The organism is Eubacterium ramulus ATCC 29099, from assembly GCF_000469345.1.
In the GTDB taxonomy this organism is placed as follows: Bacteria; Bacillota; Clostridia; order Lachnospirales; family Lachnospiraceae; genus Eubacterium_I; species Eubacterium_I ramulus.
In genome coordinates this window covers 1-226 of record NZ_KI271116.1, presented here as the reverse complement: position 1 = coordinate 226, position 226 = coordinate 1, and the positions used below count along the sequence as shown (strand labels likewise).

Below are 226 nucleotides of genomic sequence, written 5' to 3'. Positions count from 1 at the left end.
ATATAACCGCCACATTCATAGCGTCCTTTATTTTCTTTCACAAAGGCTTTCGCACCAGCGAAAACTTCGTCCTGCGTAGCCTTTGTAATTTCATCATAAGAAGCTCTCACGTTGTCGCATTGCCAGCCAAGATGTACGCTCAATCTCTGCCAGACTACACATTGTTCCAACAGATAGACTTGTTTATAGTTCAATTCCTTGTGAGCTTCGCCATACTGTTTGACAT

At 42.5% G+C, this 226-nt stretch carries 1 protein-coding gene; it reads right to left on the bottom strand.

Going from position 1 to position 226, the window contains the following annotated elements:
• On the bottom strand, positions 1–226 hold a 226-nt coding region (locus tag HMPREF0373_RS16410), incomplete at both ends, for a hypothetical protein (protein WP_021738896.1).